Below are 23,580 nucleotides of genomic sequence, written 5' to 3'. Positions count from 1 at the left end.
CCCCCCCTGCGGCTGCTTCCGCGACGGAGCCGTCCCACCCCGCACCCTCCACTCCGATGTCCGACTTCAAGTCCTTCGCCAAGGCTGGCCACTGGCCGACCCTGGCGGCCTCCTTCCTGTATTTCGACTTCTGCTTCGCGATCTGGGTCCTGAACGGCGCGATGGCGCCCTTCATCAGCGAGAGCTTCAACCTGAGCGCCGCCGAGAAGGGCTTCATGATCTCGGTGCCGATCCTGGCCGGCGCGCTGATGCGCTTTCCGCTGGGCATCCTGGCGCAGTACATCGGCCGCAAGAACGCGGCGATGGTCGAGATGGGCCTGATCGTGGCCGCGCTGACCTTCGGCTTCATGATGGTCGACACCTATGACGAGGTGCTGGCGATGGGCGTGCTGCTGGGCATCGCCGGCGCCTCCTTCGGCGTGGCGCTGTCGCTCGGTTCGGGCTGGTATCCGCCGAAGTACAAGGGCCTGGCGATGGGCATCGCCGGCGCCGGCAACTCCGGCACCGTGCTGGCGGTGCTGTTCGCGCCCCCGCTGGCGGCGAAGTTCGGCTGGCAGACCGTCTACGGCCTGGCCGCCTGCACGATGATCCTGCCGATGCTGGTGATGTGGTTCGCCGCGAAGGAGCCGCCGGATGTCGAGCACCAGACCTTCCGCGAGCACATCTCCTGCCTGTTCGAGGCCGACGGCTGGTCCTTCAGCCTGATCTATGTCGTGACCTTCGGCGGCTTCATCGGTCTGGCCAGCTTCCTGCCGACCTATTTCTACGACCAGTTCAAGGTCACCAAGATCGAGGCCGGCCAGCTGACGATGCTGGCCACCGTGATGGGCTCAGGCGTGCGTGTCGTCGGCGGCTACATCTCCGACCGCATCGGCGGCATCAACACCCTCAGCGGCGTGCTGGTGCTGGTGGCGATCTCGCTGGTGGCCTGCGGCTTCGCCGGCAGCTCGCTGGCGGCGACCACGCTGCTGTTCATGCTGTGCTTCGCCGCGCTGGGCGCGGGCAACGGCGCGCTGTTCCAGCTGGTGCCGCTGCGCTGGCCGCTGACCACCGCGGTGGCCGGCTCGATGATCGGCGAAGTGGGCGCGCTGGGCGGCGGCTTCATCCCGAACGCGATGGGTCTGTCCAAGCAGCACAGCGGCACCTATATGTGGGGCTTCGTGGCCTTCGCGGTGCTGGCGGTGGCGATGCTGGTGATGCTGCGCATCGTGCAGATCCGCTGGACCCGCACCTGGGCCGAGAAGGGTGGCCGTGCCCGCAGCGCGCCGACCACCGTCGGCACCTCGGGCGCCCGCCGCACCGCCTGATACCGTCCATGCCGCTGCGGCTGCCGCTCAGCGCGGCAGGAACAGCAGCCAGATCACCAGCATCAGGTTGAAGATCAGCGAGATCACGCAGCTGACCTTCCAGGCCCAGGCTGGATCGCGCCGCACCAGCGGCGTGGCCTGGGGCGCGTTCAGCGGCCTTGAAGCACCGCGCTCGAGCGCCAGCGCGAACTCCTCGGCGGTCTCGAAGCGCTGGCGCGCATCCCGCGCGATCGCCTTCATCACCACATGGTCGAGCCAGATCGGCACCTCCGGGCGCAGACGCGAAGGCGCCACCGGATCGCGCCGGAAGCGCGCGGTCTGCCAGGGCTCGATCTCGCCGTAAGGCAGCCGGCCGGTCAGCCACTGGTAGAGCGTCACGCCCAGCGCGAACAGGTCGCTGCCCGGCTCGGCGGCGCGTCCGGCATCGCCCTCCCACTGCTCCGGATTCATGTAGCTGGGCGTGCCGGCATGCAGCGTGCGCGTGGATGCCGGCTCGCGGCCCGACACCGCCACGCCCAGATCGAGCACCCGCCACTGGCCGTCCTCGCCCAGATGCAGATTGCCGGGCTTGATGTCGCGGTGGATCACCCCAATGCGGTGCAGCCGCCCGAGCGCGCGGCACACCGCCAGCCCGCCCTGCACCACCTCGGGGATCGCGAAGCGCCGCGCCTGCTCGGCCAGCAGCTGCTCCAGCGTGTGGCCGCTGTGCCAGTCGAAGACGGTGTAGAAGGCGCTCGGCGCGCGGGCCTGGCGCACCCGCACGAAGCCGGGCGCGCCGCTGTCGGTCACCTGCAGGCCCAGCCAGGCCTCATGCGCCAGCATCGCCTGCTCCTCGCGGTCGCTGGCACGCGACTCGTGCAGCGTCTTGATCGCCACCAGCTCGCGGCTGGCCGGATCGCGCGCCTGGTAGAGCCGGTGCACGCCGGTGTCGGCCACCAGCGCGGTGATGGTCCAGCCGTCGAGCACATCGCCGGGGCGCATGCGCGGCGGCACCGGCAGCTGGCGCGCCTGCAGCAGCGTGTCCTGCAGCCGCACCGGCTCCAGGCCCAGAACTTGCATGACAAGCGCCGTGACGTTGTCCTGACTGCCTGCTTCCAGCGCGGCCCTGACGACCGCCTCGCTGGCCAGCTGGGCCGGCGCGGTGGCCAGCAGCGCGCGGATCTGCTCGGGCCGGAGCACGCCATGCACGCCATCGGTGGTGAGCATGAAGATGTCGCCGGTCTGCAGTTCGCCCTGGAGGTAGTCGGCGCGCACCGCCAGGTCGAGGCCGACCGCGCGGGTGAGCTGGCTGCGGAAGTCGGGATGATCGATGGCATGGTCCTGGGTGAGCTGCTGCAGCTCGCCCGCACGCAGCAGCCAGGCACGGGTGTCGCCGATGTGGGCGACCGTCCAGGTGTGGCCCTGCAGGGCCAGCGCCGTCAGCGTGGTCAGTCCGGAGGCACGATCGCCGCCGGGGCCGCCACGGCGTCGGTTGTGATCGGCGAGCCAGGCATTCTGGGCGCCGATCAGGCGGTCAAGGACGACCGTCGTCTCCCAGGTGGCCGGTGCGGCATGGAAGTCCTGCACCAGGCTCATCACCGTGGTCTGCGCGGCCTCGCGCCCCAGACCGCCGGCCGACACGCCATCGGCCACGGCCGCGATCAGGCCGCGACCCGGCTCCTGCGCACCGGCGCGCACGGCAGCGGCGAAATCCTCGTTGTGTTCCCGCACCCCGCTGGCGCTGGTGTGTCCGATGTCGACATCAAAGCTCATGCGGACGCATTGTGAATGGGAATGCAACTTGTTCCAGATGAATTTGCATGGGAATACCCTGAACGGGTCTCCCGCAGCCAGGAGTTCGCAATGCCCAGAATGAAGCTCGTGATGATCGGCAACGGCATGGCCGGCGTGCGCGTGCTCGAGGAGCTGCTGAAGATCGCGCCGGATCTGCACGACATCACCGTGTTCGGTGCCGAGCCGCATCCGAACTACAACCGCATCATGCTCAGCCCGGTGCTGGCCGGCGAGCAGACGCTCGACCAGATCGTGCTGAACCCGCTGTCGTGGTACGAGCGGCATGGCATCACGCTGCATCTGGGCACGACCGTGACCACGATCGACCGGGCGCGCCGCCAGGTCATCGCCACCCGGGCCGACGGCACGACGATCAGCGCCAGCTACGACCGGCTGATCCTGGCGACCGGCTCGACGCCCTTCATCCCGCCGGTGCCCGGCCACCGGCTCGAGGGTGTCATCGCCTACCGCGACATCGCCGACACCGAGACCATGATCGAGGCGGCGCGCACCCGCCGCCATGCGGTGGTGGTCGGCGGCGGCCTGCTCGGGCTGGAGGCCGCCAACGGCCTGAAGCTGCGCGGCATGGAGGTCACCGTGGTGCATCTGGGCGCCTGGCTGCTCGACCGCCAGCTCGACCCGACCGCCGGCCGGCTGCTGCAGCAGGCGCTGGAGGCGCGCGGCCTGCGCTTTGCGCTGCAGGCGCAGACCGAGGCCCTGCTGGGCGATGCCGAAGACGGCCAGGCCGGCCGGGTGCGCGCGCTGCGACTGAAGGACGGCCGCGAGATTCCGGCCGATCTGGTGGTGATGGCCGCCGGCATTCGCCCGAACACCGCGCTGGCGCGCTCGGCCGGCCTGCTGTGCGACCATGACGGCCGCGGCGGCATCCGCGTCAGCGACACGATGCAGACTGTGACGGACGCGCGCATCTGGGCGGTGGGCGAATGCGCCAGCCACCGCGGCATCGCCTACGGCCTGGTCGCGCCGCTGTACGAGCAGGCGCGGGTTCTGGCGGCCCATCTGGGCGAGACCGGCGTCGGCCGCTACACCGGCAGCCAGACCGCGACCCGGCTGAAGGTCACCGGCATCGACCTGTTCTCCGCCGGCGACTTCATGGGCGGCGACGACAGCGAGCAGATCCTGCTGTCCGACCCGGTCGACGGCGTCTACCGCAAGCTGGTGCTGCGCGAGGGCCGCCTGGTCGGCGCCTGCCTGTACGGCGACACCTCGGACGGCAGCTGGTATTTCGACCTGATCCGGGAGGGCGCGACGCTGGGCGAGCTGCGCGAGCAGCTGATGTTCGGCCGCACCGGCGCGGTCGCAGCGCTGGCCTGAGGCCCCACCCGAGACAAGACACCGAACACAAGACAGGCTTCCCGCCATGATGCAGACCCGTTCCACCTGTCCCTACTGCGGCGTCGGCTGCGGCGTGATCATCGAGTCCGATGGCACGCAGATCACCGGCGTGCGCGGCGACCCCGAGCATCCGGCCAACCTCGGCCGGCTGTGCACCAAGGGCAGCACGCTGCACCTGACCGCCGCCAGCGAGATCACCCGCAGCGCGCGGCTGCTGCAGCCGGCACGCCGTCTGGCGCGTGGCGGCCCGCTGCAAGCCATCGACTGGTCGACCGCGCTCGACACCGCCGCCGACCGCATCGCCGACGTCGTTCGCCAGCACGGCCCCGATGCGGTGGGCCTCTACCTGTCGGGCCAGCTGCTGACCGAGGACTACTACGCCTTCAACAAGCTCGCCAAGGGGCTGCTCGGCACCAACAACATCGACACCAACTCGCGGCTGTGCATGTCCAGCGCGGTGGCGGGCTACAAGAAGACGCTCGGCGCCGACGCCCCGCCCTGCAGCTACGAGGACTTCGCACACGCCGACACGCTGTTCATCACCGGCAGCAACACCGCCTGGGCGCACCCGATCCTGTTCCGCCGGCTGGAGGACGCCCGTGCCGCGCGCCCCGGCCAGCGCTGGATCGTCGTCGACGTGCGCCGCACCGAGACGGCCGAGACCGCCGACCTCTTCCTGCAGATCCGCCCCGGCACCGATGTGGCGCTCTACCACGGCATGCTGCATGTGATGCTGGCCGAGGGCCTGACGGACGCGCGCTACATCGGCGCGCACACCAGCGGCTTCGAGGCCCTGCGCGAGACGGTGCGCGACTGGACGCCGGCACGCGCCGCCGCGGTCTGCGGCATCGTCGAGACCGACCTGATCCAGGCCGCGCGCTGGTTCGCGCAGGCCGACCGCCCGGGCGGCGCGACGCTGTCGCTGTACTGCATGGGCCTGAACCAGAGCGCGGCGGGCACCGACAAGAACGCCGCGCTGATCAACCTGCATCTGGCCACCGGCCAGATCGGCCGCGCTGGCGCCGGTCCCTTCTCGCTGACCGGCCAGCCCAACGCGATGGGCGGGCGCGAGGTCGGCGGCCTGTCCAACCTGCTCAGCGCCCACCGCGATCTGGCCAATCCGGCGCACCGCGCCGAGGTCGCCGCGCTCTGGGGCCTGCCCGACGTGCCGGCCACGCCGGGGCGCAGCGCGGTCGAGATGTTCGAGGCCGCCGCCGACGGCGAGATCCGCCTGCTGTGGATCGCCTGCACCAACCCGGCGCAGTCGATGCCCGACCAGGCGATGGTGCGCCGCGCGCTCGAGCGCGCCGAGTTCGTCATCGTGCAGGAGGCCTTCGCCACCACCGCGACCGTCGCGTACGCCGACCTGCTGCTGCCGGCCACCACCTGGGGCGAGAAGATCGGCTCGGTGACCAACTCCGAGCGCCGCATCAGCCGGGTGCGACCGGCGGTGGCCGCGCCCGGCGAGACCCGCCACGACTGGCAGATCGCGGTCGACGTGGCCCGCCGCCTGGAAGAGCGCCTGCCCGAGCGCCTGCATGGCCAGGCCACGCTCTTTCCCTATGCGGACGCCGAGTCGATCTGGAACGAGCACCGCGAGAGCACCCGCGGCCGCGACCTGGACATCACCGGCCTGAGCTGGGCCCACCTCGAGCAGCACGGCACGCAGCAGTGGCCGATGCCCGAGGGCGCCCTCGCCGGCCGCCCCCGGCTGTACGAGGACGGCATCTTCCCGACCGAGGACGGCCGCGCCCGCTTCGCGCCGGTGGCCTTCCGCCCGGTGGCCGAGCCGGTCGACGCGCCGTACCCGTTCTCGCTGATCAGCGGCCGGCTGCGCGACCAGTGGCACGGCATGAGCCGCACCGGCACGCTCGGCCGCCTGTTCGGCCATGTGCCCGAGCCGGTGGCCGAGATGAACGCCGCCGACCTGGACGCGCTGGGCCTGAAGGACGGCGATCTGGTCGAGGTGCGCTCGCGCCGCGGCAGCGTCGTGCTGGCCGCGCAGGCCGGTGGAGCGGTCGCCCGCGGCCAGGTCTCGATCCCGATGCACTGGGGCGAGGAGGTTCTGGGCGGCACCGATGCCGACGGCGTGCCACGCCGGGGCGTCAACGGCCTGACGCTGCCCACCTTCTGCCCGGGCTCGAAGCAGCCCGAACTCAAGCACTCGGCCGTCTCGATCGCGAAGGCCGAGCTGCCGTGGCGCATGGTCGGCATGGCGTGGCTGCCGCAGGCAGAGATCGTGCGGGTGCGCGAAAGCCTGCGCGCGCTGATGCCGGCTTTTGCCCACGCGATGGTGCTGCCCTTCGGCCGCGAGCCGCATGACGGCGGGCTGGGCGGCGTGATCTGGCGCGCCTCGGCCGCCACGCCGGCCGAGGCCGCGCTGATCGCCGAGATCGCCGCGCTGCTCGGCCTGGACGGCCGCACCGCGATGCGCTACGAGGACGCCGAGCGCGGCCAGTTCCGCAGCGCCCGCCTGGACGGCGGCCGGCTGCGCAGCGTGCTGCTGGCAGGCGACACCCGCGCCGAATCGTGGATCCGCACGCTGGTCAAGGACGAGCTGCCGGCGCAGGCCTACGGCCGGCGCCTGCTGGCCGCCAGCGCCACGCCGCCGGTGGCGATCACCGAGCGCGGCCGCCAGGTCTGCACCTGCTTCAACGTGACCGAGCCGCAGATCGTCGAGCAGCTCGGCCGCTGCGAGGGCAGCGCCGAGGCGCGGCTCTCGCAGCTGCAGGGCGCGCTGAAATGCGGCACCAACTGCGGCTCCTGCCTGCCGGTGCTGCGCGGTCTGGTGAAGGCCTCGATCCCGCTGGTGCCGGTGGCCGGCTGAGCCGGGTCACAATCCGGCCCATGAGCATCGCCCCCTATCTGAAGGAAATCGGCCGTGGCAAGGACGGCGCCCGCTCGCTGAGCCGCGAGCAGGCGCACGACCTGATGTCGCGCATCCTGGACGGCCGCGTCACCGACCTGGAGCTCGGCGGCTTCGCGCTGGCCATGCGCATCAAGGGCGAGACGCCCGAGGAGCTCGCCGGCTTCGTCGACGCGACGATGGCGCACACGCTGGCCCTGCCCGATCCGGGCCGGCCGGCGGTGCTGCTGCCGTCCTACAACGGCGCGCGCCGCCTGCCCAACTTCACACCGCTGCTGGCGCTGCTGCTGGCGCGCGAGGGCGTGCCGGTGCTGGTGCACGGCATGGCTGCGGATCCGACCGGGCGCGTCACCAGCGCGGCCATCTTCACCGCGCTGGGCCTGCCGCCCTGCCCCGACGCTGCCACGGTGGCGGCGCGCTGGGCCGCCGGCCAGCCGGCCTTCGTCGCGATCGAGACGCTGAACCGGCCGCTGGCCAGCCTGCTGGCGATCCGGCCGGTGCTGGGCCTGCGCAACAGCGGCCACACCATCGCGAAGATCCTGCCGGTGCTGCCCGGCGCGCTGCGGGTGGTCAACCACACGCATCCGGAATACGCGATCAGCCTGACCCAGTACCTGAGCGACAGCCTGGCCTGCGCGGTGCTGATGCGCGGCACCGAGGGCGAGCCGGTGGCCGACGCACGCCGCCAGCCGCGCATGCAGGTCTTCCGCGACGGCCGGATCGATGCCGAGGCCTCGCTGGCGCCGCAGGACGGCGTGCTGGTCGAGCTGCCGGTGCTGCCCGCCGGCATCGATGCCGCCAGCACCGCCGCCCACCTGCGCGCGGTGTTGGCGGGCGATCAGCCGGTGCCCGCGCCGATCGCGCAGCAGGTGGCCTGCCTGCGGGCGGCGTGTGCCGCCGGTCTCAGCGTGTCGGCCGGTTCAGCGGCCTGACATTGCCGGGCAGCGCACGGCTGCGCGAATCCGGGTCGAGGTCATAGCTCTCCGAGCCGGCCTCGCGCACCAGCCGGCCATCGCGCACCAGGATCACGTCGGTGCCGGTCAGATAGGCCATCTGCCGAGCGATCTCGGTCGAGCGGCGCAGAGCCGCCAAGGCGCCCAGGACTTCGGGCGCCACCGGATCGCCGCCGGGCTTGCGGCCGCTGCGGGCCGATCGGTCCTTGCCGAAGATGTTCATGCGCCGCTCCAGTCCACCAGCTTCGGAGCCGGCCCCGAGTTGTCGAAATGCACCCACAGGTCCACCAGGTCCTTGTAGAGGGTGTGGAAGTTGTCCAGCCCGGCCTCGAAGCGCCGTCGCACCGCGTCCGGCGCCACCTTGTGCCCGCCCTGGCGCACCCGCTCGCCGACACGCTGGATCGCCAGCTCCGGACTGCTCAGCGACAGGAAGACCAGCTGCACCACATAGCCCTGGTGGCGCCATTCCGGGATCTGGCTGGCGACTTCGCGGCTGCGCAGCGTGGTCTCGAAGCCGAAGCTCTCGTGGCGGCGCAGCAGGTCGCCGATGGTGATCTGCATCAGCTTGTGCGCGCGCATCGTCATGCGTTCGGGCGAGAACGGCGACAGCCCCTCGGCGATCAGGTCGGCGTCGACGAAGTTGCGGCAGGCCGCCTCCTGGGGCAGGTACTCCTTGGCGAAGGTGGTCTTGCCCGCTCCCGGCGGGCCGGCAATGATGTGAATGCGCGGCATGGATCGATTATGTAATCAGATGTGACAGAGTTCACAACCCTTTCTGAAGATCCGATGAAGGGGGGACAAGACAAAGGGGCCCCGTGTCGCCACGGGGCCCCTGCGGTTCAGCGCGGATCGAAGGCGCGGATCCCGGATCAGGATCCGGTCAGGACACCAGATCCTTGATCTGTGCCAGCGCGGCCGGGTCTTCCATCGTCGTCAGGTCGCCGGCGTCGCGGCCTTCGCAGACCGCCTGGATCGCGCGGCGCAGCACCTTGCCCGAGCGGGTCTTCGGCAGCACCGAAACGAAGCGCACCGAGGCCGGACGCGCCACCGCGCCGAGCTGGCCGTCGACCACCTTCATGATCTCGGCCTCCAGCGCCTTGGCATCGTCCGGACCGGCGACCTTGCTCGGATCCTTCAGCACCGCGAACGCGACCGCGACCTGGCCCTTGAGCTGGTCGGCCACGCCCACCACCGCCACTTCGGCGACGTTCGGGTGGCTGGAGATGCTTTCCTCGATCTCGCGGGTGCCCAGGCGGTGGCCGGCGACGTTGATGACGTCGTCGGTGCGGCCGAGGATGAAGAAGTAGCCGTCCTCGTCCTTCACGCCCCAGTCGAAGGTCGAATACATGACCTTGTTGTGGATGCTCGACCAGTAGGTGCTGACATAGCGCTTGTCGTCGCCCCAGACGGTCTGCAGGCAGCCCGGCGGCAGCGGGCCGTTGACGGCGATCACGCCCTTCTTGTTGGCCTCGGTGATCTCCTCGCCGGTGGTCTCGTCGATCAGCTTCACGTCGTAGCCGTAGACCGCCTTGCCCGGCGAGCCGAACTTGGTCGGCGCCTTTTCCACGCCGTTGCAGATGGCCATGATCGGCCAGCCGGTCTCGGTCTGCCAGTAGTTGTCGATGATGGGCTTGTTCAGCGCGCCGCCGATCCAGGTGGCGGTCGGCTCGTCGAGCGGCTCGCCGGCCAGGAACAGCGCCTTCAGGGACGAGAGGTCGTACTTGGTCAGGAAGGCCGGATCCTGCTTCTTCAGCACGCGCGCGGCGGTCGGGGCCGAGAACATCACGGTGACCTTGTACTTCTCGACCAGGCTCCACCAGATGCCGGCGTCCGGGCGGATCGGCAGGCCCTCGTACATGATCGTGGCCATGCCGTTGATCAGCGGGCCGTAGATGATGTAGCTGTGGCCGACGACCCAGCCGATGTCGGACGTGCTGAAGTAGGTCTCGCCCGGGTTGCCCAGGTAGATGTGCTTCATCGACGCGGCCAGCGCCACCGTGTAGCCGGCGGTGTCGCGCTGCACGCCCTTGGGCTTGCCGGTGGTGCCGGAGGTGTAGAGGATGTAGCTCGGGTGGGTGGACTCGACCCACTCGCAGGGCACGACCGCGTCCAGGTTCTGCTCGCGCAGCGTCGCGTAGTCGACGTCGCGGCCCTCGACCCGGGCGAAGTCGGCGAGTCCCCGGTTGACCATCAGCACCTTGGCGGGCTTGTGCCTGGCCAGGTTGATCGCCTCGTCGAGCAGGTGCTTGTAGGGCACCGACTTGCCGCCGCGCATGCCGGCGTCGGCGCTGACGATCACGGTGGGCTGGGCGTCGTCGATGCGGCTGGCCAGCGAGTGGCTGGCGAAGCCGCCGAACACCACCGAGTGGATCGCGCCGATGCGCACGCAGGCCAGCATCGCGAACGCGGCCTCGGCGATCATCGGCATGTAGATCAGCACGCGGTCGCCCTTCCTGACGCCGAGCGACTGGTAGATCGCGGCCATGCGCTGCACTTCGGCGTGCAGTTCGCGGTAGCTGTAGGCCTTCTCGGTGTTGGTCTCGGTCGAGACGAAGATCAGCGCGTTCTGGTCGGCGCGGGTGGCCAGATGGCGATCGACCGCGTTGTGGCACAGATTGGTCTCGCCGCCGGCGAACCACCTGGCGAACGGCGGGTTCGAGTAGTCGCAGACCTGATCGAAGGGCTTGTGCCAGTCGATCAGCTGGGCCTGCTCGCCCCAGAAGCCGTCACGGTCTTCGATGGAACGGCGGTGAAAGTCGGCGTAGGCGGTCATGCGCTTGTCTCCTGAATCCTGAGGGTCCGGCTGAATTCATAATTCAAAATGACACGCCTGACGTCCGCCTGTCAATTCGCTGTCAGCCGCCCCTGCCGTCAGCGATCGGGCGGGAAATTCTTGACCGGGATCAGGTCGGCGGGCCTTGCAGCCACAGCGGCAGCGAGCGCAGGCCGCGGTAGAGCGGCTGGTCGGGCACCCAGTCGGGCGTCTCGGGCCGGGCCAGCGCCAGATGCGGCCAGCGCCGCGCGAGCTGGCCGAGCATGATCTCGCCCTCGAGGCGGGTCAGCGCCGCGCCGATGCAGACATGCGGCCCGCTGCCGAAGGCCAGCGAGGCACGGCGCGGCAGCGCGATGTCGAAGTCGTCGGGCCGCTCGAAGCGCTCGGGGTCGCGGTTGGCCGCGCCGATCAGCACGATGACGCCATCGCCGCGCTCCAGGCGCTGGCCGTGCAGTTCCAGCGGTGTCACCACCCGCCGGCCGCTGTACTGCACCGGGCACTGGTGGCGCAGCGCCTCGCGCACCGCAGCCGGCGCCAGGCCCGGATCGGCACGCAGCGCCTGCCACTGCACCGGATGCGTCAGCAGCAGCTGCACCGCATTGCCGAGCAGATGGCGGGTGGTCTCATGACCGGCGAACAGCAGCATCGTCGCCTGGGCCAGCAGCCCGACGCTGTCGTCCAGCCCGGCCTGGCCCTGGCGATGGGCCAGCAGCAGCCGCTCCAGCAGACCCGCGGGCTCTTGCGCCGCCGCGCCGGGCGAGCGGGCGAAATGGCTGCGGAAATAGCCGGCCATCGCCACCAGCGCACGCTCGGCCCGGCGGGTCACCTCGGGCGAGGGATCGGCCGCGCCCAGGAAGGGCGCGATCTCGTCGGACCAGCCCACCAGCATCGGCTCGTCCTCGGCCGGCAGGCCGAGCAGCCGCGAGATCACCCCGGCCGGCAGCCGGCGCGCCACGCCGGCGATCCAGTCGACCGGCCGCTCCGGTGCGGCGGCCTGCTCGGCCTGCAGCGTGTCCATCAGCGCGGTGCAGCGCTGCTCGATCCACGGCCGCAGCGCCGCCATCGCCTGGCCATCGAAGCCGGCCATCATCAGCCGGCGCAGCCCCGCATGGTCCTGGCCGTCCAGGAACAGCAGCGCACGCGCGAACAGGCGCTGGAAGGCGCCCGCCTCGCGCCGCTGCGTCTCGCCCCGGCGCACCCAGCCGCCGGTGCGCGCGGCCGAGAAGCGCGGATCGCGCAGCACCTGCTCGGCATCGGCATGGCGGGTCAGCACCCAGGCGCCGCCGAAGAAATCCTCGCTCCAGTGGATCGGGCCGGCCTGGCGCAGCGCGGCATAGGCCGGATGCGGATCGGCCGCGCCGGGCTGCAGCACGACCGCGCTCATCGCGGGCCTCCGGCCGGGTCCTGCAGCGCCTGGCCCAGCACCGCCAGCAGCCGCGCGACCTCCTCGGGCCGGTGCGCGGCCGACAGCGTGATGCGCAGCCGCGCGGTGCCCTCCGGCACGGTGGGCGGGCGGATCGCCGGCACCCACAGCCCGGCCTGGTGCAGCCGCTCGGCCAGCGCGGCGGCGCGGTGGTTGTCGCCGATCAGCAGCGGCTGGATCGCGGTGGCGGACTCGGGCAGCGACCAGCCGCAGCCCGGATGTGCCGCCAGCAGCGCCGCCAGCCCCTCGCGCAGCTGCCGGATGCGCGCCTGCAGCGCCGCGCGCCGCGCGTCGCCCTCCGGCCCGCGGATGATCTCCAGGCTGGCGAGCGTCGCCTCGGCCAGCGCCGGCGGCGCGGCGGTGGTGTAGATGCCCGGCCGCGCGGTCTGCAGCAGCCACTCGACGATGACCGGATCGGCCATCACGAAGGCGCCGGCCACGCCGAAGGCCTTGCCCAGCGTGCCCATCAGGATCAGCCGGCGCCCGCGCAGGCCGAAATGCGCCAGGCTGCCGCGCCCGGCCTCGCCCAGCACGCCCAGGCCGTGCGCGTCGTCGACTACCAGCCAGGCGTCGTGGCGCTCGGCCAGCGCCAAGAGCCGGTCCAGCGGCGCCAGGTCGCCGTCCATGCTGAAGACGCCGTCGGTGACGATCAGCTTCAGCGGCGTGGCGCACTCAAGCAGCATCGACTCCAGCCGGTCGACGCGGTTGTGCGGATAGCGGCGCACCTCGGCCCGCGCGAGCTGCGCACCATCGATCAGCGAAGCGTGATTGAGCCGGTCGGTGAACAGCGTGGTGCGCGCGTCGCCCAGCGCGGTCATCAGCGCCAGATTGGCCAGGTAGCCGGTGCCGAAGCCCAGCACCCGCGCGCCCTCGGGCCACAGCGGCGCCAGCCACCCGGCCAGCGCCTGCTCGAGCCGCTCGTGCGCACGGCCGTGGCCGCAGACCAGGTGCGAGGCGCCGCTGCCGGCGCCCCAGCGCCGCGCGCCCTCGGCCAGCGCCTCGACCACCGCCGGATGCGCGGCCAGGCCCAGATAGTCGTTGCTGCAGAAGGCCAGCATCGGCTGCGATGCATCGGTCGCTGCATCGGCATTCGTGCCGGGCCAGCTCACCGGCAGATCCGGTCGGCACGGCCCCTCGGCGATGCGGCGCACCCGCTCGAGGCCGAGCGCGCGGCGCTGCTGCAGCTGTTGGCTCAGGTGATCGATCAGCATGGAAAGTGGCAAATCCGAATGGAAACGGCCCGGCATCCGCAGACAACGGACACCGGGCCGTCACAAGGCCGGCGAGCTTAACCGAGCGCGGCGATCACCTCGGGCGGCGCCTGCACCAGCTCGATCAGCACGCCTTCGCCGCCGACCGGGAACTGCTCGTTGCCCTTCGGATGGATGAAGCAGATGTCGAAGCCGGCCGCGCCCTTGCGGATGCCGCCCGGCGCGAAGCGCACCCCGTTGGCCGTCATCCACTCGACCGCCCGGGCCAGGTCGTCGACCCACAGGCCGACGTGGTTCAGCGGCGTGGCGTGCACGGCCGGCTTCTTCTCGATGTCGAGCGGCTGCATCAGGTCGACCTCGACCGCGGTCGGGCCTTCGCCCAGCGCGCAGATGTCCTCGTCGACGTTCTCGCGCTCGCTCACAAACGTGCTCTTGACCGACAGGCCGAAGATGTCGACCCAGAGGGTCTTCAGCCGCTGCTTGTCGGTCCCGCCGATGGCGATCTGCTGGATGCCGAGGATCTTGAAGGGCTTGGCTTGCATCGGGGCTCCCGGCTTCACTCGAAGATGATGATCTGCTGGTCCACGCTCAGGCTCTCGCCGACCGCGGCCCGGATCTCCTTGACCACGCAGTCCTGCGTGGCGACGAGGATGTTCTCCATCTTCATCGCCTCGATGACCGCCAGACGCTCGCCGGCCTGCACCTTCTGGCCGACCGCCACCGGCACCTGCACCAGCAGGCCCGGCATCGGCGACAGCAGCATCTTGCTGGTGTCGGGCGGCGCCTTGTAGGGCATGAGCTTGTGCAGGTCGGCCGCGCGCGGCTGCAGCACCAGCGCCTCGATCGCGGTGCCGTTGTGCGCGACCCGGATCGCCAGCGGCCGCTTGGCCGAGCCGCGCTCGACCTGGGCGCTGAAGGGCTGGCCGTTGACCGAGCCGCTCATCAGGATCTCGCCGAGCTTGGTGGCGCTGCGGATCGCGTAGACCCGGCCGCCGACGGTCACGTTCATCGTGCCGTACGCCGCGTCGAAGTCGCCGAGCTGCACATCGTGATAGACGTTCTGGCCGTCGGCACCGAGCTGCACCACCACCAGCGCGCTGCCGTGCTCGACGCCGTGGCCGGGCAGCTGGCCGCTGATGCCGGCGGCACGCTCGCGCGCCTTGCGGCGCACGAAGGCGGCCAGCGCGACCAGGAACAGCGGGTCGTCATGCGGCACGTCCTCAGCCTTGAAGCCCTGGGCGTAGTGCTCGGCGATGAAGCCGGTGTTGAAGTCGCCGGTGACGAACTTCGGGTGCGCCAGCAGCGCGGCCTGGAACGGGATGTTCGAGCTGATGCCGCGGATCACGAAGCTGTTGAGCGCGGCGCGCATCTTGGCGATCGCGTCGTCGCGGTCACGCCCGTGCACGATGAGCTTGGCGATCATCGAGTCGTAGAACATCGGGATCTCGCCGCCCTCGTACACGCCGGTATCGACGCGCACGCCGCCGAAGCGACCGGCCTCGTAGGCCGCGCCCTGCAGCGTCTCGCTGCCCTGCACCAGGTCGGCCGCCGGCGGCTGGTACTTCACCAGACGGCCGGTGGAGGGCAGGAAGTTGCGGAACGGGTCTTCCGCGTTGATGCGGCACTCGATCGCCCAGCCCTGGCGCGGGATCTGGTCCTGCGTGAAGCCGAGCTTCTCGCCGGCGGCCACGCGGATCATCTGCTCGACCAGGTCCAGCCCGGTGATGCACTCGGTGACCGGGTGCTCCACCTGCAGGCGGGTGTTCATCTCCAGGAAGTAGAAGTCCTGGTTCTTGCCGACGACGAACTCGACCGTGCCGGCCGACTGGTACTTCACCGCCTTGGCCAGCGCCACCGCCTGCTCGCCCATCGCCTTGCGGGTGGCGTCGCTGATGAAGGGGCTCGGCGCCTCTTCGATCACCTTCTGGTGGCGGCGCTGGATCGAGCACTCGCGCTCGTGCAGGTAGACCACGTTGCCGTGGCTGTCGCCCAGCACCTGGATCTCGATGTGGCGCGGGCTCTCGACGAACTTCTCGATGAAGACGCGGTCGTCGCCGAAGCTGTTGCGCGCCTCGTTGCGGCACGACGCGAAGCCGTCGAAGGCTTCCTTGTCGTTGAAGGCCACGCGCAGGCCCTTGCCGCCGCCGCCGGCCGAGGCCTTGATCATCACCGGATAGCCGATGTCGCGGGCGATCTCGACCGCGCGCTCCGGGCTCTCGATGGCGTCGTTCCAGCCCGGAATGGTGCTGACCTTGGCCTCGTTGGCGAGCTTCTTCGAGGCGATCTTGTCGCCCATGGCCGCGATCGAGTAGTGCTTCGGACCGATGAAGGCGATGCCTTCGGCCTCGCAGCGGCGGGCGAAGTCCTCGTTCTCGGACAGGAAGCCGTAGCCCGGGTGCAGCGCCTCGGCGCCGGTGGCCTTGCACGCGGCGATGATCTTGTCGGCGACCAGATACGACTCGCGCGAGGGCGCCGGGCCCAGCAGCACGGCCTCGTCGGCCAGCTCGACATGACGCGCGTCCTTGTCGGCTTCGGAGTAGACGGCCACCGTCTTGATGCCCATCTTGCGGGCGGTGGCGATGACGCGGCAGGCGATTTCGCCGCGGTTGGCGATCAGGATCTTCTTGAACATGATGGTTTGCTTTCGCGCCGCGTGATCAGAGGGGGATGTTGCCGTGCTTGCGCCACGGGTTGTCCAGCTTCTTGTCCTTGAGCATCACCAGCGAGCGGCAGATGCGCTTGCGCGTCTCGTGCGGCTGGATCACGTCGTCGATGAAGCCGCGGGCGCCCGCCACGAAGGGATTGGCGAAGCGGGCCTTGTACTCGGCCTCGCGCTCGGCCAGCTTGGCCGGATCCTTCTTCTCCTCGCGGAAGATGATCTCTACCGCGCCCTTGGCGCCCATCACCGCGATCTCGGCGTTCGGCCAGGCGAAGTTCACGTCGCCGCGCAGGTGCTTGGAGCTCATCACGTCGTAGGCGCCGCCGTAGGCCTTGCGGGTGATGACGGTGACCTTCGGCACGGTGCACTCGGCGTAGGCGTAGAGCAGCTTGGCGCCATGCTTGATGATGCCGCCGTACTCCTGCGTGGTGCCGGGCATGAAGCCGGGCACGTCGACGAAGGTGATCACGGGAATGTTGAAGGCATCGCAGAAGCGTACGAAGCGCGCGGCCTTGATCGAGCTCTTGATGTCCAGGCAGCCCGCCAGCACCAGCGGGTTGTTGGCGACGATGCCCACCGTCTGGCCTTCCATGCGCGCCATGCCGATGACGATGTTGGCGGCGTAGTCGGGCTGCAGCTCGAAGAAGTCGCCGTCGTCGACCACCTTGGCGATCAGCTCCTTCATGTCATAGGGCTTGTTCGGATGGTCCGGCACCAGCGTGTCGAGCGAGTGGTCCAGACGCAGCGCCGGGTCGCCGCTCGGGCGCACCGGCGGCTTTTCCTTGTTGTTCAGCGGCAGGTAGTTGAAGAAGCGGCGCAGCATCAGCAGCGCTTCCACATCGTTCTCGAAGGCCAGGTCGGCCACGCCGGACTTGGCGGTGTGGGTGACCGCGCCGCCCAGCTCCTCGGCGGTCACTTCCTCGTGCGTCACGGTCTTCACCACCTCGGGGCCGGTGACGAACATGTAGCTGGAGTCCTTCACCATGAAGATGAAGTCGGTCATCGACGGCGAGTACACCGCGCCGCCCGCGCACGGGCCCATGATCATCGAGATCTGCGGGATCACGCCCGAGGCCATGACATTGCGCTGGAAGACCTCGGCGTAGCCGCCCAAGGACGCCACGCCTTCCTGGATGCGCGCACCGCCCGAGTCGTTCAGGCCGATCACCGGCGCGCCGACCTTCATCGCCTGGTCCATGATCTTGCAGATCTTCTCGGCGTGCGCCTCGGACAGCGCGCCACCGAAGACGGTGAAGTCCTGGCTGAACGCGAAGGCCAGGCGGCCGTTGATCATGCCGTAGCCGGTGACCACGCCGTCGCCGGTGATCTTGTTGTCCTGCATGCCGAAGTCGGCACAGCGGTGCTCGACGAACATGTCCCACTCTTCGAAGGTGCCTTCGTCGAACAGCAGCTCGAGGCGCTCGCGCGCGGTCAGCTTGCCCTTGGCGTGCTGGCTGTCGATGCGTTTCTGCCCGCCGCCCAGGCGCGCCTTGGCGCGCTTGGCTTCGAGCATCTGCTGGATGTCATGCATGGGGATCTCCTCGGGTGGGTCCGTGATTCGAAATCGGTTCGGGAATCGGGAAGGGTCGGTCGGGTCGGGGGGAGTCAGGTCATCAGGTCGAGCAGCCGGCGCGCGGCCACCGACGCGGCGGTGCGCCCCTCGCGCACCTGGGCGGTGAGCTCGCCGAGCTGGCCGCGCACCTCGGGGTGCGCGCGGAAGCGCTCGCGCAGGCCGGACTCGATGCGTTCCCACATCCAGGCCAGGTTCTGCTGCTGGCGGCGCTGCGCCAGCCGGCCGCTGGCCTGCTGCAGTTCGCGGAAGGTGCTGACCGCGCTCCAGAAATCGTCGAGCCCGGCCCCCTTGAGCGCGCTGATCTGGATCACGCGCGGCAGCCACAGGCTCGCGCCTTCATGGCCGCGGTCGGGATGACCGTGCTGGGCGTGCATGCCCAGCAGGCGCAGCGCGCTGGTGATCTGCGCACGGGCGCGGGTGGCGGCGTCGGGGTCGATGTCGGCCTTGTTGATGACCACCAGGTCGGCCAGCTCCATCACGCCCTTCTTGATCGCCTGCAGGTCGTCGCCGGCATTGGGCAGCTGCAGCAGGCAGAACATGTCGGTCATGCCCGAGACCGCGGTCTCGCTCTGGCCGACGCCGACCGTCTCGATGATGACGATGTCGTAGCCGGCGGCCTCGGCGACCAGCATCGCCTCGCGGGTCTTCTCGGCGACGCCGCCGAGCGTGCCCGAGGACGGGCTGGGGCGGATGTAGGCGTGCGGGTGCACCGACAGCCGCTCCATGCGGGTCTTGTCGCCCAGGATGGAGCCGCCCGAGACCGTCGACGACGGATCGACCGCCAGCACCGCCACCCGGTGCCCCAGGCCGATCAGGTGCAGCCCGAGCGTCTCGATGAAGGTCGACTTGCCCACGCCGGGAACGCCGGAAATGCCCAGCCGGAAGGAACGCCCGGTGCGCGGCAGCAGCGCGTCGAGCAGCGCGTCGGCGCGGGCGCGGTGGTCGGCCCGGGTCGACTCGAGCAGCGTGATCGCCTTGGCCATCGCGCGCCGCTGCACCGCCGGCTGCGTGCCGGCGATGCCGGCAGCCAGGGCCTGCTCGGAGGCAGGCAGGTGGGAGAAGTCGTCGGTCATCGAAGGAGGCGAGTGATCGCCCGGTGTGATCGCTAGTGATCGCTGGCCGGATGCGCCGGCCTTCGGAAATACAGGTCCCATTCGCCCTCGGCCTCCAGGATGAAGCCGTGGCGCTCGTAGAAGCGCGCCGCCGCGGTGTGCTTCAGCGCGGTCACCGACATCGGCATGGCCCGCGCATCGGCCTCCGCCAGCACCCGCCGCATCACCCAGCCACCGATGCCCTCGCCCTGCGCGCTGGGATGGATGTAGAGGTGATCGAGCAGCATGTCCCCGGGCCGCGGAATCACCACGACGAAGCCCACCAGATCGCCATCGCGCAGGATGTGGCGCGCATGCGCCGGGTTGAAGCCCCGGCTCAGCCGCTCGCGCACCCGCTGCGGATCGAAATGGCCGAGCCGCGTCAGGCTCTCCCTCATCGCCGCCATCCGCAAGGACAGCAGGGCTTCGAAATCATCCTCACCGGCAGGGGTGAGCTGGAGATGCGGCATGCCGGCGGCAGAAGCGGCAGAAGCGGCTGAGGGAGGTTGCATGGATCACCGATAGGTCATGGGCGCACCTCAGGCCGCAGACACATGGGCTTTGATCTGCTCCAGAACATCCTTGGCCGAGGCCGGAATCGGCGTGCCGGGGCCGTAGACCCCCTTCACGCCGGCTTCGAACAGGCAATCGTAATCCTGTTGCGGAATGACCCCGCCGACGAAGACGATGATGTCGTCGGCGCCCTGCTTCTTCAGTTCCGCGATGATCGCGGGCACCAGGGTCTTGTGACCGGCCGCCAGCGTCGAGACGCCGACCGCATGCACATCGTTCTCGATGGCCTGGCGGGCGCATTCCTCCGGCGTCTGGAACAGCGGGCCCATGTCGACGTCGAAGCCGAGATCGGCATAGGCGGTGGCCACCACCTTGGCGCCGCGGTCATGGCCGTCCTGGCCAAGCTTGGCGATCATCACGCGCGGGCGGCGGCCGTAGGTCTCGGCAAAGGCCGCGATCTCGCCCTGCAGCTTCTCCCAGCCCTCGGCCGAATCGTAGGCCGCCGCGTAGACGCCGGTGACCTTCTGGATGTCGGCGCGGTGGCGGCCGTAGACTGCCTCGAGCGCATCCGAGACCTCGCCGACCGTGGCGCGCAGGCGCACCGCCTGGATCGCCAGATCCAGCAGGTTGCCCTGGCCGGACCGGGCCGCATCGGTCAGCGCCGCCAGCGCGGCCTGCACCGCCGCGGTGTCGCGCGTGGCGCGGATCTGCTGCAGGCGCGCGATCTGCGCGTCACGCACCTTCATGTTGTCGACCTCGAGGATCTCGACCGGATCCTCCTTGGCCAGCTTGTACTTGTTGACGCCGACGATCACGTCCTTGCCCGAATCGATGCGGGCCTGCTTCTCGGCCGCCGAGGCCTCGATCTTCAGCTTGGCCCAGCCGGAATCGACCGCCCGGGTCATGCCGCCCATCGCCTCCACTTCCTCGATGATGGCCCACGCCTTGTCGGCCATCTCCTGCGTCAGCGACTCCATCAGGTAGGAGCCGGCCCACGGATCGACCACATTGGTGATGTGGGTCTCTTCCTGGATGATCAGCTGCGTGTTGCGGGCGATGCGCGAGGAGAACGCGGTCGGCAGCGCGATCGCCTCGTCCAGCGCGTTGGTGTGCAGCGACTGCGTGCCGCCGAAGACCGCGGCCATCGCCTCGATCGTGGTGCGCACGATGTTGTTGTACGGATCCTGCTCGGTCAGCGACCAGCCCGAGGTCTGGCAGTGGGTGCGCAGCATCAGGCTCTTCGGGTTCTTCGCGTCGAAGCCCTTCATGATGCGCGCCCACAGCAGACGCGCCGCCCGCATCTTGGCGATCTCGAGATAGAAGTTCATCCCGATCGCCCAGAAGAAGCTGAGCCGCCCGGCGAAGGCGTCGACATCCAGGCCCTTGGCCATCGCGGTCTTGACGTATTCCTTGCCGTCGGCCAGCGTGAAGGCCAGCTCCAGCGCCTGGTTCGCGCCCGCCTCCTGCATGTGGTAGCCGGAGATCGAGATCGAGTTGAACTTCGGCATCTTCTGCGCCGTGTACTCGATGATGTCGCCGATGATCTTCATCGACGGCTCCGGCGGGTAGATGTAGGTGTTGCGGACCATGAACTCCTTGAGGATGTCGTTCTGGATGGTCCCGCTGAGCTTGTCCTGCGACACGCCCTGCTCTTCCGCCGCGACGACATAGCCCGCCAGCACCGGCAGCACCGCGCCGTTCATCGTCATGGACACGCTCACCTTGTCGAGCGGGATCTGGTCGAACAGGATCTTCATGTCCTCGACCGAGTCGATCGCCACGCCCGCCTTGCCGACATCGCCGGTCACGCGCGGGTGATCCGAGTCGTAGCCGCGGTGGGTCGCCAGGTCGAAGGCGACCGAGACGCCCTGGCCGCCGGCGGCCAGCGCCTTGCGGTAGAAGGCGTTCGATTCCTCGGCGGTCGAGAAGCCGGCGTACTGGCGGATGGTCCACGGACGCACCGCGTACATCGTGGCCTGCGGGCCGCGGATGAAGGGCTCGAACCCGGGCAGCGTGTCGGTGAAGGGCAGCCCCGCCACGTCGGCCGCGGTGTAGAGCGGCTTGACGGTGATGCCGTCCGGCGTGACCCAGTTCAGCGCCTCGACATTGCCGCCGGGCGCGGACTTGGCGGCGGCCTTCAGCCACTGTTCCATCGAGGCTGGCTGGAATTCGGGGGAGTTCGACATGTTGTGGGGTTCCTGACGCAGTGCATCGCCATGATACATGATGCATAATTATGAATTCAAGACCGCAGCCCGGTCCGCTATCATCCCGACCGAATTCCGAATGATGCCCACCGTGCGCCTGCCCACCCACGACCCCGAACATGCCCTGGCGCCTCGCGCCCTCTATCAGGATGTGGCCGAGCGGCTGCGCCAGCAGATCTTCAACCGCGAGCTCGAACCCGGCAGCTGGATCGACGAGCAGAAGCTCTCGGCCGAGTACGGCATCAGCCGCACGCCGCTGCGCGAGGCGCTGAAGGTGCTGGCGGTCGAAGGCCTGGTGACGATGAAGGTGCGCCGCGGCGCCTATGTCACCGAGATGTCGACCGACGATGTGCGCCAGGTCTATCACCTGCTCGCGCTGCTGGAGAGCGACGCGGCCGGCGAGGTCGCGCGCTCGGCCGCCAGCACCGATCTGGCCACGCTGCGTGCGCTGCACGAGCGGCTCGAGCGCGAGGTCGGCCAGCGCGAGTTCTTCTTCGCCACCAACGAGGCCTTCCACATGCAGCTGCTGGCGCTGTCGGGCAACCGCTGGCGCCAGCAGATCGTCACCGACCTGCGCAAGGTCATGAAGCTCAACCGGCATCACTCGCTGTTCAAGATGGGCCGCCCCGAGGAATCGCTGCAGGAGCATCGCGCGCTGATGGAAGCGCTCGAGCGCCGCGATGCCGAGGCGGCCAGCCGGCTGATGCGCCAGCACTTCGAGAACGGCCTGGAGGCTGCGTCACCCTGAGGTCAGCTTGGGACCGCAGAGTGCCGCAGCGCCTGCGCGGCCTGACTGTCCCCTGCCCGCAGAGAAGACCAGCACCCACCGCATCCACCCACAGGTTCACCACCCGAAGATCGAGGAGATCGCCCCGATGAAGATCCACGAATACCAAGGCAAGGAAATCCTGCGCCAGTTCGACGTGCCGGTGCCGCGCGGCTACCCGGCGTTCACGGTCCAGGAGGCGGTGGAAGCCGCCGAGAAGCTGGGCGGCCCGGTCTGGGTCGTGAAGGCGCAGATCCATGCAGGCGGCCGCGGCAAGGGCGGCGGCGTGAAGGTCGCGAAGTCGCTCGACGACGTGCGCGCCCGTGCCACCGACATCCTGGGCATGCAGCTGGTCACGCACCAGACCGGTGCGGAAGGCCAGAAGGTCCGCCGCCTGTACATCGAGGACGGCGCCGACATCGGCAAGGAGTTCTACGTCTCGCTGGTCACCGACCGCGGCACGCAGAGCGTGGCCTTCATCGCCTCCTCGGAAGGCGGCATGGACATCGAGGAGGTCGCGCACTCGACCCCTGAGAAGATCATCACCGAGATGATCGACCCGCTGGCCGGTCTGACCGACGAGCAGGCGGCCAAGATCGCGCGCGCCATCGGCATGGAAGGCCACACCGTGGACCAGGCCGTGTCGCTGTTCAAGAACCTGTACCGCTGCTACATGGAGACGGATGCCTCGCTGGTCGAGATCAACCCGCTCAACCGTGACAGCAAGGGCAACCTGATGGCGCTGGACGCGAAGTTCAACTTCGACTCCAACGCGCTGTTCCGTCACCCGGAGATCGTGGCCTACCGCGATCTGGACGAAGAGGATCCGGCCGAGGTCGAAGCCTCGAAGTTCGATCTGGCCTACATCAGCCTGGACGGCAACATCGGCTGCCTGGTCAACGGCGCGGGTCTGGCGATGGCGACGATGGACACCATCAAGCTGTTCGGCGGCGAGCCGGCCAACTTCCTGGACGTCGGCGGTGGCGCCACGGCCGAGAAGGTGACCGAGGCCTTCAAGCTGATGCTGAAGAACCCGGACGTCAAGGGCATCCTGGTCAACATCTTCGGCGGCATCATGAAGTGCGACACCATCGCCAACGGCGTGGTGA

General features: G+C 69.7%; 17 protein-coding genes and 1 pseudogene. 6 read left to right on the top strand and 12 right to left on the bottom strand.

What is annotated here, in order from left to right; all coding sequences use genetic code 11:
- Positions 1-56 precede the first annotated feature (56 nt).
- A complete protein-coding gene (locus tag HZU84_RS01195; protein WP_149504047.1) occupies positions 57-1,307 on the top strand; it encodes an MFS transporter in 1,251 nt (416 codons plus the stop codon).
- 27 nt (positions 1,308-1,334) lie between these two features.
- Here the strand turns inward: HZU84_RS01195 and HZU84_RS01190 are convergent, their stop codons facing one another.
- Positions 1,335-3,059: a bifunctional protein-serine/threonine kinase/phosphatase gene (locus tag HZU84_RS01190; protein WP_149504048.1), complete on the bottom strand. Its 1,725-nt coding sequence runs from the start codon at positions 3,057-3,059 to the stop codon at positions 1,335-1,337.
- Positions 3,060-3,149: 90 nt separating this feature from the next.
- Between HZU84_RS01190 and HZU84_RS01185 the strand changes: the two are divergent.
- The 3 genes and pseudogenes from HZU84_RS01185 to ybiB form a co-directional block, all read left to right on the top strand.
- A pseudogene (locus HZU84_RS01185) lies at positions 3,150-4,391 on the top strand (NAD(P)/FAD-dependent oxidoreductase); the annotation flags it as partial.
- A 70-nt stretch (positions 4,392-4,461) separates the two neighbouring features.
- Positions 4,462-7,263 carry a nitrate reductase gene (locus HZU84_RS01180; RefSeq protein ID WP_149504050.1) on the top strand — a complete coding sequence of 934 codons (2,802 nt, stop codon included), beginning with the start codon at positions 4,462-4,464 and terminating at the stop codon, positions 7,261-7,263.
- A gap of 20 nt (positions 7,264-7,283) precedes the next feature.
- Positions 7,284-8,234 (top strand): DNA-binding protein YbiB, encoded by a 951-nt coding sequence (gene ybiB, locus HZU84_RS01175; protein WP_149504051.1) that lies wholly within the window; start codon positions 7,284-7,286, stop codon positions 8,232-8,234.
- Here ybiB and HZU84_RS01170 read toward each other — a convergent pair.
- From HZU84_RS01170 to scpA, 11 genes are all read right to left on the bottom strand, one after another.
- Positions 8,206-8,478 carry a hypothetical protein gene (locus HZU84_RS01170; RefSeq protein WP_149504052.1) on the bottom strand — a complete coding sequence of 91 codons (273 nt, stop codon included), beginning with the start codon at positions 8,476-8,478 and terminating at the stop codon, positions 8,206-8,208. The two genes, ybiB and HZU84_RS01170, sit on opposite strands and share 29 nt — an antisense overlap.
- Positions 8,475-8,987 carry an ATPase gene (locus tag HZU84_RS01165; protein WP_149504053.1) on the bottom strand — a complete coding sequence of 171 codons (513 nt, stop codon included), beginning with the start codon at positions 8,985-8,987 and terminating at the stop codon, positions 8,475-8,477. The genes HZU84_RS01170 and HZU84_RS01165 overlap by 4 nt, the downstream gene beginning before the upstream one ends.
- 148 nt (positions 8,988-9,135) lie before the next feature.
- The gene (locus tag HZU84_RS01160; protein ID WP_149504054.1) at positions 9,136-11,028 is read right to left on the bottom strand and encodes a propionate--CoA ligase; all 1,893 of its coding nucleotides are present in this window, start codon (positions 11,026-11,028) and stop codon (positions 9,136-9,138) included.
- A 130-nt stretch (positions 11,029-11,158) separates the two neighbouring features.
- The gene (locus tag HZU84_RS01155; protein ID WP_149504055.1) at positions 11,159-12,412 is read right to left on the bottom strand and encodes a cytochrome P450; all 1,254 of its coding nucleotides are present in this window, start codon (positions 12,410-12,412) and stop codon (positions 11,159-11,161) included.
- Positions 12,409-13,662 carry an 8-amino-7-oxononanoate synthase gene (gene bioF / locus HZU84_RS01150; protein WP_149504056.1) on the bottom strand — a complete coding sequence of 418 codons (1,254 nt, stop codon included), beginning with the start codon at positions 13,660-13,662 and terminating at the stop codon, positions 12,409-12,411. Before bioF ends, HZU84_RS01155 begins: the two co-directional genes overlap by 4 nt.
- Before the next feature lie 77 nt (positions 13,663-13,739).
- Complete coding sequence (locus tag HZU84_RS01145; RefSeq protein ID WP_149504057.1) at positions 13,740-14,204, bottom strand: VOC family protein; 465 nt, start codon at positions 14,202-14,204, stop codon at positions 13,740-13,742.
- Between the two features lie 14 nt (positions 14,205-14,218).
- A complete protein-coding gene (locus tag HZU84_RS01140; protein WP_149504058.1) occupies positions 14,219-16,294 on the bottom strand; it encodes an acetyl-CoA carboxylase biotin carboxylase subunit in 2,076 nt (691 codons plus the stop codon).
- Positions 16,295-16,319: 25 nt separating this feature from the next.
- Positions 16,320-17,852 carry an acyl-CoA carboxylase subunit beta gene (locus HZU84_RS01135; protein WP_149504059.1) on the bottom strand — a complete coding sequence of 511 codons (1,533 nt, stop codon included), beginning with the start codon at positions 17,850-17,852 and terminating at the stop codon, positions 16,320-16,322.
- Positions 17,853-17,926: 74 nt separating this feature from the next.
- Positions 17,927-18,967, bottom strand: coding sequence for a methylmalonyl Co-A mutase-associated GTPase MeaB (meaB, locus tag HZU84_RS01130; protein WP_149504060.1), 1,041 nt, complete (start codon positions 18,965-18,967; stop codon positions 17,927-17,929).
- Positions 18,968-18,999: 32 nt separating this feature from the next.
- On the bottom strand, positions 19,000-19,383 hold the full coding sequence (locus HZU84_RS01125) for a GNAT family N-acetyltransferase (protein ID WP_241461986.1): 384 nt from the start codon (positions 19,381-19,383) through the stop codon (positions 19,000-19,002).
- A gap of 141 nt (positions 19,384-19,524) precedes the next feature.
- Positions 19,525-21,684 carry a methylmalonyl-CoA mutase gene (gene scpA, locus HZU84_RS01120; protein ID WP_149504061.1) on the bottom strand — a complete coding sequence of 720 codons (2,160 nt, stop codon included), beginning with the start codon at positions 21,682-21,684 and terminating at the stop codon, positions 19,525-19,527.
- Between the two features lie 103 nt (positions 21,685-21,787).
- Between scpA and HZU84_RS01115 the strand changes: the two genes are divergently transcribed.
- Both HZU84_RS01115 and sucC read left to right on the top strand, forming a co-directional pair.
- The gene (locus HZU84_RS01115; RefSeq protein WP_051631993.1) at positions 21,788-22,453 is read left to right on the top strand and encodes a GntR family transcriptional regulator; all 666 of its coding nucleotides are present in this window, start codon (positions 21,788-21,790) and stop codon (positions 22,451-22,453) included.
- Positions 22,454-22,580: 127 nt separating this feature from the next.
- A partial coding sequence (gene sucC / locus HZU84_RS01110; RefSeq protein WP_180692740.1) for an ADP-forming succinate--CoA ligase subunit beta occupies positions 22,581-23,580 on the top strand: 1,000 nt, incomplete at its 3' end.

Origin of the sequence: Sphaerotilus sulfidivorans, assembly GCF_013426975.1 — a bacterium.
Classification (GTDB): Bacteria; Pseudomonadota; Gammaproteobacteria; order Burkholderiales; family Burkholderiaceae_C; genus Sphaerotilus; species Sphaerotilus sulfidivorans.
This window is presented reverse-complemented; position numbering and strand designations above follow the sequence as displayed.

Excerpts from the sequence above, each read along its gene's own strand:
- HZU84_RS01190 (WP_149504048.1), bottom strand. The coding sequence starts at position 3,059 with ATGAGCTTTGATGTCGACATCGGACACACCAGCGCCAGCGGGGTGCGG.
- HZU84_RS01165 (WP_149504053.1), bottom strand. The coding sequence starts at position 8,987 with ATGCCGCGCATTCACATCATTGCCGGCCCGCCGGGAGCGGGCAAGACC.
- HZU84_RS01125 (WP_241461986.1), bottom strand. The coding sequence starts at position 19,383 with ATGAGGGAGAGCCTGACGCGGCTCGGCCATTTCGATCCGCAGCGGGTG.
- HZU84_RS01140 (WP_149504058.1), bottom strand. The coding sequence starts at position 16,294 with ATGTTCAAGAAGATCCTGATCGCCAACCGCGGCGAAATCGCCTGCCGC.
- meaB (WP_149504060.1), bottom strand. The coding sequence starts at position 18,967 with ATGACCGACGACTTCTCCCACCTGCCTGCCTCCGAGCAGGCCCTGGCT.
- HZU84_RS01195 (WP_149504047.1), top strand. The coding sequence starts at position 57 with ATGTCCGACTTCAAGTCCTTCGCCAAGGCTGGCCACTGGCCGACCCTG.
- HZU84_RS01155 (WP_149504055.1), bottom strand. The coding sequence starts at position 12,412 with ATGAGCGCGGTCGTGCTGCAGCCCGGCGCGGCCGATCCGCATCCGGCC.
- HZU84_RS01180 (WP_149504050.1), top strand. The coding sequence starts at position 4,462 with ATGATGCAGACCCGTTCCACCTGTCCCTACTGCGGCGTCGGCTGCGGC.
- HZU84_RS01145 (WP_149504057.1), bottom strand. The coding sequence starts at position 14,204 with ATGCAAGCCAAGCCCTTCAAGATCCTCGGCATCCAGCAGATCGCCATC.
- HZU84_RS01160 (WP_149504054.1), bottom strand. The coding sequence starts at position 11,028 with ATGACCGCCTACGCCGACTTTCACCGCCGTTCCATCGAAGACCGTGAC.
- HZU84_RS01170 (WP_149504052.1), bottom strand. The coding sequence starts at position 8,478 with ATGAACATCTTCGGCAAGGACCGATCGGCCCGCAGCGGCCGCAAGCCC.
- HZU84_RS01115 (WP_051631993.1), top strand. The coding sequence starts at position 21,788 with ATGCCCACCGTGCGCCTGCCCACCCACGACCCCGAACATGCCCTGGCG.
- scpA (WP_149504061.1), bottom strand. The coding sequence starts at position 21,684 with ATGTCGAACTCCCCCGAATTCCAGCCAGCCTCGATGGAACAGTGGCTG.
- HZU84_RS01135 (WP_149504059.1), bottom strand. The coding sequence starts at position 17,852 with ATGCATGACATCCAGCAGATGCTCGAAGCCAAGCGCGCCAAGGCGCGC.
- ybiB (WP_149504051.1), top strand. The coding sequence starts at position 7,284 with ATGAGCATCGCCCCCTATCTGAAGGAAATCGGCCGTGGCAAGGACGGC.
- bioF (WP_149504056.1), bottom strand. The coding sequence starts at position 13,662 with ATGCTGATCGATCACCTGAGCCAACAGCTGCAGCAGCGCCGCGCGCTC.